Below are 5,495 nucleotides of genomic sequence, written 5' to 3' on the forward strand. Positions count from 1 at the left end.
GCGACGGCGAGCCCGCGCCCCCCGCCCCGCCCGTCCAGCAGCAGGGCGGGTACGAGCCGTACGGCGGCCAGCGGGTCGGTCACCGATGGCGAATCACGGAGGAATCGAGGAGACATGGAAGGCACGAGAGACCTCTCGGGCGCGATGGAAGACGTTCTTTCCACGCTGCTGACCGACGACTTCCTGTCGCGGGTCTACCACCACGAACACCGTGTGTTCCCTGCGGCCGCCGAGAAGATCAGGGACGTCTTCGGCTGGGACGACCTGAACGAACTCCTGGAGACACATCCGCTCCGGTCCCCCCAGATGCGGTTGTCGCGGGACGGCAAGCAACTGGCCGAGGCCGCCTACATGGAGGGACGCACCGTCCGGCGCGGTCGTCGGCGCGTCCGCATCGACCCGGTGAGGCTGCGCGCGGCGCTCGGCGCGGGCCACACGCTCGCGATGAGGTACGTGGACGAGATCCACCCCGGCGTTTCACAGCTCTCCGAGGCCTTCGAGCGCAGGCTGCTCAGCGACTTCGAGTTCAACCTCTACGCCTCCTGGGCTCCCACCGGCAGCTTCAACGCCCACTGGGACGACCACGACGTGTTCGTCATCCAGCTCCAGGGCAGCAAGCGGTGGCGCATCTTCGGGCGCAACGAGTTCTCCATGCACCCCGCGGACTCGGCCATGGGCACGCCGCCCGGCGAGACCGTCGACGATCTCGTGCTCTCCCCCGGTGACGTCCTCTTCCTCCCGCGGGGCTTCTGGCACGACCCGGTGGCCGAGGGCGGTCCCTCCCTCCACATCACCGGCTCGGTCCCCTGCACCACCGGCACGGACCTGGCCCGCTGGCTGCTGGACCAGCTCCGCGAGGACGAGGCGATGTGCGCCGAAGTGCTGCGCTTCGGGGGTCCGGACGACCCGCGGGAGGTGCTGCGGAAGGTCCGGGACCGGGTGAACGAGGCGTTCGAGGAGGAGGACCTGTTGCAGCGTTTCTTCGCCGCCCGCGACGGCGCGCAGTTCGGCAGGTTCCGGCTCGGCCTCCCCGACGTCGGCCCCGTGGAGACCGCGCCACACCACCCCGGCACATAGGCAAGGGCGCTCTCGCCCGAGAAGACGGAGAACACAGAAGGCGCAGAGAACACAGAGAACGCAGGGAACACAGGGAACGCAGGGAACGCAGGGAACGCAGGGAACGCAGAACGCCCGGCCGGAGAACTCCGGCCGGGCGTCTGTCCGAACTGCCGACAACAGCCGCTCGGCCCCCGCGGGTTGCTGCACCCTCTCGGTTCCGTCACCGGGAGCGGCCATGCATCCGGCGTGGCCCCGGGGCTGCCGTCAGGTCAGATCGTCGGCGTGTCGTCGACGATCTCCTTGTGCGGTTCGACGACGAACTTCCAGCCCTCGCTGGGCTCCAGGAAGCGCACCCGGGTCGGGTAGATGTCCAGGGCGCGGCGGTCGCGGTTCTGGCCGTTTGCACCCTTCCGCGCCCGGGCCGGCTCCTCGTACAGGTCGACCTTGACGTCCGGCACCGCGGCGACGTCCTCGCTCCAGCGCTGGACGACCCCCGCGCCGAACGCTTCCCGCGCGGCGGAGTAGAGCGAGTCCAAAGACCCCTCGCTCCCGCCGGGCACGAAGAGAGCGAGGTTCAGGAGGACGCCGGCACTCTGGAGAACCTCGATCTCCTCGCCCCCCTTGTCAGCGGCCCAGACCCCGGCCTCTTCAGCGTTGTCCGGGAGGACGTGGATCTCCTCACCGAAAACCGTCCTCGCGACGAAGGACCCTCCCTCGAAATTCTTTCCCGGCTTCGTGAGAAAAGCCGGAGCATAGCAGTCGAGAGGAAGACCTTCCGCCTCCGCCGAAACGAAAATCCGGTCCTGGGGGCCCAGGTCCGAAACCTCCTCGGCCGTAAGACGTCGAGCCGTAACCTTCTCGGTGTTCACGCTATTCCCCTTTAAATCGCGCGGCATCCTGCGAATTCATTGAGACTCTATCATGAAAATGATCAGTCACTTCTCGTCACGCACGACTCCGCATCCACGGCAACACCGGCCGACCTGCGGTCAATTGCCTCCGGGGAAGCAGCGGGCAATTCCTCCCGAACCACCGTCACCGAAGAAGCGCGCCAGCAGGGTTTCCATGGACACACGTTTCAAAAATTTCATCAAGGTCAACCTGGACCTCGAGCGGGGGTACGAGACGAATGGCGACCTGAGAGACACTTTGCTGAGTTTCAGCGACTCCTACATCGAATTTATCCGTGCGGGGTTCGAGGGGATCATTTCGGATGACTCCTTCGGGCCGGCCAAATACGAGCGACTGACCGGCATCGAATTCTCCGACAGGGAAACTCTGCGAGCCTACCTTCGCAGAATGCACGATCACCTGTTCACCGGCGCACCGGAGCAACCGCTGCCGCCCGGCTAAGGGCTGTCCCGTAAGTGATCTGGCCCTGCGATGATCTCGACCGTGCCACGTGTGATCACAGCGTCCGAGCTGTCCTGGACAGCCCCGTTCGTTGGTGTGGCTCCGCGCCGGTTCAACGGGGTGGTGCGTGCGCCGCGGCGTGATGGCGCCGACAACGCTCGGCAGGGCCGGCCGTGGGGGATTCCGCTGGAGGATCGGGTGCTTCTGGTAGTCGGGCCTCTTCTCGCGCTCCGGCCCCGGAAGCGGTTTCGCAAGGACGCCGTGCTCATCGTGGACGGCACCCTGGTCCCCACCCGCGACCACACGGTGGCCGAGCAGTCCAAGAACTACCGGTACTCGACGAATCACCAGGTGGTCGTCGATGCCGACACCCGGCTGGTGGTCGTGGTCGGCCGGCCGTTGCCGGGCAACCGCAACGACTGCAAGGCATGGGAGCTGTCCGGGGCGAAGGCCGCCGTCGGGAAGACCGCAGTGATCGCCGACGGTGGCTGTCGAGGAACCGGGCTCGTCATCCCGCACCGCCGTGATCGCGGGCAGAGCGAACTGCCCGCCTGGAAAGAAGAGCACAACACCTCCCACCGGAAGGTCCGCGCTCGGGTCGAGCATGCCTTCGCCCGGATGAAGACCTGGAAGATCCTGTGCGACTGCCGCCTCAAAGGCGATGGCGTCCACCACGCGATGCTCGGCATCGCTCATCGGCACAATCTCGCGCGCCGCGGCTGACCGCTCCCGACCGAAGCACTGCCCGATCAGGATTCGGCCGGCAGGAGCTGGACCAGGCCGACCCAGTTCCCCCCATCCACCCAGGTCTGCGTGGCGCGGACCCGCCAGCGGCCGGCGGCCAGCGGGACCGCTGCCTCGGCAGGCATCCCGCCGTCGGGATACTCGATGCCCAAGTCGGAACCAGCTTCGGCGGAGTCCATGAGCACCGCCGGACCGTCCGAGACCCAGGTGCCGCACTCCTCCCACACCGTGGCCGGGTCCGCGAGGACGGCATCTGCCGCGGCTCTCAGTCCGGCCTCGCTTTCGGCGGCGAGCCACCGCAGGAACGCTCGCTGCTGAGGCAGATAGCAGCTGGTCGCCGGCTCGTCCGCCAGCACCAGTGCCTGCGCACCGTTTTCGTCGAGGGGGATCACACCAGCCAGATCGTCCACCGCGCAGGCCCGGTCGTAGTCGTCCGGAGCAGTGGCGTCTCCCCTTGCGAGACCACTCTCCGCCGTGCACCCGCCCCAGGAGGCCAGGGCGGAGACGGGGACAACGATCAGAGGACCGCCCATCGACTCCACCCAGACAGGGGAAGGGTGGGAGGCATCGTCTGCGGTGGATGAAGAAGTGATCATCCAGTCAGCGTGCCCTCTCCCACTGACACCGCCACCACGCTCAGCCAGCAGTTGCGGGACAGCCCTTAGCCAGGTGCGGGGACCCGGAGGCGGCCCGGCTCCCGTGGGTGCCGGTGCGGACACGACCCGCGGGGGGCGCCTGGCCGCGCGCGGGGCGGCGCACCCGGCGGCTATGGCATTGATCACAGCGAAAGTGCGGGCGTCGGACACAACTGCACCCTTTCGCCGTTTCTGTCGGTCGCGGTGCTGTGGTATTGGCCGGTGCGGGTGAAGAAATCGTGGTGGCCGGGCGTCGGCCCGGCCATACGATCCCCTCAAGTCGCATCCGCGTGCCCCCTCCCGCGGCGACCCCTTCTTCTTTTTCGGACACCGAAGGGCTCTTGTGAAGATTCGCCCGATTCTCGCCACAGCCGTTGCCGCCGCAGTGACCGCGCCTGTTCTCCTGCTGTCGGTCACCCCGGCGTTCGCCGACGACAAGCCGGCAGCACAGGCGCAGGACAAGACGCAGGACAAGACGCAGGACAAGAAGCAGAGCAAGCCGTCCACCGCGGAGCTCGAGAAGGCCGCCGCCGCAGCGAAGGCGACGTACGACGCCGCCGTGGAGGCCGAGAGCGCCGCCAAGGCGGCGCTGGAAGCCGTCCTGTCCGACACCAGCCCCCTCGCCGTGGCCGCCAAGGCCGCCGAGGCCGCGGCGGTGGAGGCCGCCGCCGCGAAGGCGGACGCCGACCAGGCAGTCGTCGACGCCCAGGCCGCGGTCGACGCACTCCCGGGGACGGCCACCGAGGAGGAGAGGACCAACGCCGCGACCAGGCTCACCGGGGCGCAGGCCGACGCGGAGACCGCGCGGGAGGCCAAGGCCACCGCCGACAAGAACGCGGCGGAAGCCGCGGAAGCGCGGGAGGACGAGCGGGTCGCCGCGGCCCGGAAGCTGGACCAGGCGCAGAAGGCCACCAAGGCGGCCCTCGCCGACAAGAACGCCGCCGACGAGGCGCTGGCCGAGGCGAAGAAGGAGGGCGGCGAGGGCGGTGAGGACTGCGTCCCGGAGACCGCGCTCACCACGGTCGTCACGGGTCTGCCGTCCGTCGTCGTCGCCGGCACCCAGGTCGAGTTCAAGCTCCGGGTGACCAACGGCACCGACAAGACGATGGACGAGGTGCTTCCGTTCGCCTACGTCCACGCGACCGACAAGAGCGGGCTCAAGAGCATCGACGACCTGGTGCGCCTGCAGTGGTCCTCCGCCTCGTCCAAGAAGTGGAAGACCGTCGACAACAAGCACTACATGGACGCCATCAGCCCGCTGAAGGCCCGTACCCACACCGACATCAAGATGCGCCTCAAGGTCGACGCCTCGGCCCCCGCGGGCAACGGTGTCACCTTCGTCGCCGGTGACTACTTCAACGACGACGGCACCTGTGGCGGGAACCCGGACCTCGAGGGCTACGAGTTCCTGATCGCCGCCGCGGGCAGCAAGCCCGGCAAGGTCGGCGACGCCAAGCCCGGCGCCACCAAGCCGAAGTCCTCGGACGTCAAGGCGCAGAGCAGCGGCTCCCGTCCGGTGAGCGGCAGCCTCGCCGCCACGGGCTCGCCCTCCGCGCTGCCGCAGCTCGCCCTCGCGAGCGGCGCGGCCGTGGCGATCGGCGGGGGCGCGGTGTTCCTCGTACGCCGTCGCAGGGCCGGCACCCACGCCTGATCCACGGGTGGGGTGCCGACCGGGCACCCCACCCGCGTACCGAGCAGTACCGG

At 68.7% G+C, this 5,495-nt stretch carries 6 protein-coding genes; 4 read left to right on the plus strand and 2 right to left on the minus strand.

Features of this window, described 5'->3' with window-relative positions; genetic code table 11:
* Positions 1-114: 114 nt before the first annotated feature.
* On the plus strand, positions 115-1,077 hold the full coding sequence (locus ACFCV8_RS35240) for a cupin domain-containing protein (RefSeq protein ID WP_376689609.1): 963 nt from the start codon (positions 115-117) through the stop codon (positions 1,075-1,077).
* Positions 1,078-1,328: 251 nt separating this feature from the next.
* Here the strand turns inward: ACFCV8_RS35240 and ACFCV8_RS35245 are convergent, their stop codons facing one another.
* Positions 1,329-1,928 (minus strand): hypothetical protein, encoded by a 600-nt coding sequence (locus ACFCV8_RS35245; RefSeq protein ID WP_376689610.1) that lies wholly within the window; start codon positions 1,926-1,928, stop codon positions 1,329-1,331.
* Positions 1,929-2,124: 196 nt separating this feature from the next.
* On the opposite strand from ACFCV8_RS35245, the gene ACFCV8_RS35250 reads away from it, so the two are divergent.
* A complete protein-coding gene (locus tag ACFCV8_RS35250; protein WP_376689611.1) occupies positions 2,125-2,412 on the plus strand; it encodes a hypothetical protein in 288 nt (95 codons plus the stop codon).
* 30 nt (positions 2,413-2,442) lie between these two features.
* Positions 2,443-3,135, plus strand: coding sequence for a transposase (locus ACFCV8_RS35255; protein WP_376689613.1), 693 nt, complete (start codon positions 2,443-2,445; stop codon positions 3,133-3,135).
* Between the two features lie 26 nt (positions 3,136-3,161).
* On the opposite strand, the gene ACFCV8_RS35260 is transcribed toward ACFCV8_RS35255, so the two are convergent.
* Entirely contained in the window at positions 3,162-3,752 is a 591-nt protein-coding gene (locus ACFCV8_RS35260) for an Imm21 family immunity protein (RefSeq protein WP_376689615.1), read from the minus strand.
* A gap of 382 nt (positions 3,753-4,134) precedes the next feature.
* Between ACFCV8_RS35260 and ACFCV8_RS35265 the strand changes: the two genes are divergently transcribed.
* Positions 4,135-5,442, plus strand: a complete 1,308-nt coding sequence (locus ACFCV8_RS35265; protein WP_376689616.1) for a peptidase — start codon at positions 4,135-4,137, stop codon at positions 5,440-5,442.
* Positions 5,443-5,495: the final 53 nt, after the last annotated feature.

Source organism: Streptomyces sp. NPDC056347, from assembly GCF_042262625.1.
Classification (GTDB): Bacteria; Actinomycetota; Actinomycetes; order Streptomycetales; family Streptomycetaceae; genus Streptomyces.

Coding starts and splice junctions, on each gene's coding strand:
- ACFCV8_RS35250 (WP_376689611.1), top strand. CDS start 2,125: ATGGACACACGTTTCAAAAATTTCATCAAGGTCAACCTGGACCTCGAG.
- ACFCV8_RS35260 (WP_376689615.1), bottom strand. CDS start 3,752: ATGATCACTTCTTCATCCACCGCAGACGATGCCTCCCACCCTTCCCCT.
- ACFCV8_RS35255 (WP_376689613.1), top strand. CDS start 2,443: ATGATCTCGACCGTGCCACGTGTGATCACAGCGTCCGAGCTGTCCTGG.
- ACFCV8_RS35240 (WP_376689609.1), top strand. CDS start 115: ATGGAAGGCACGAGAGACCTCTCGGGCGCGATGGAAGACGTTCTTTCC.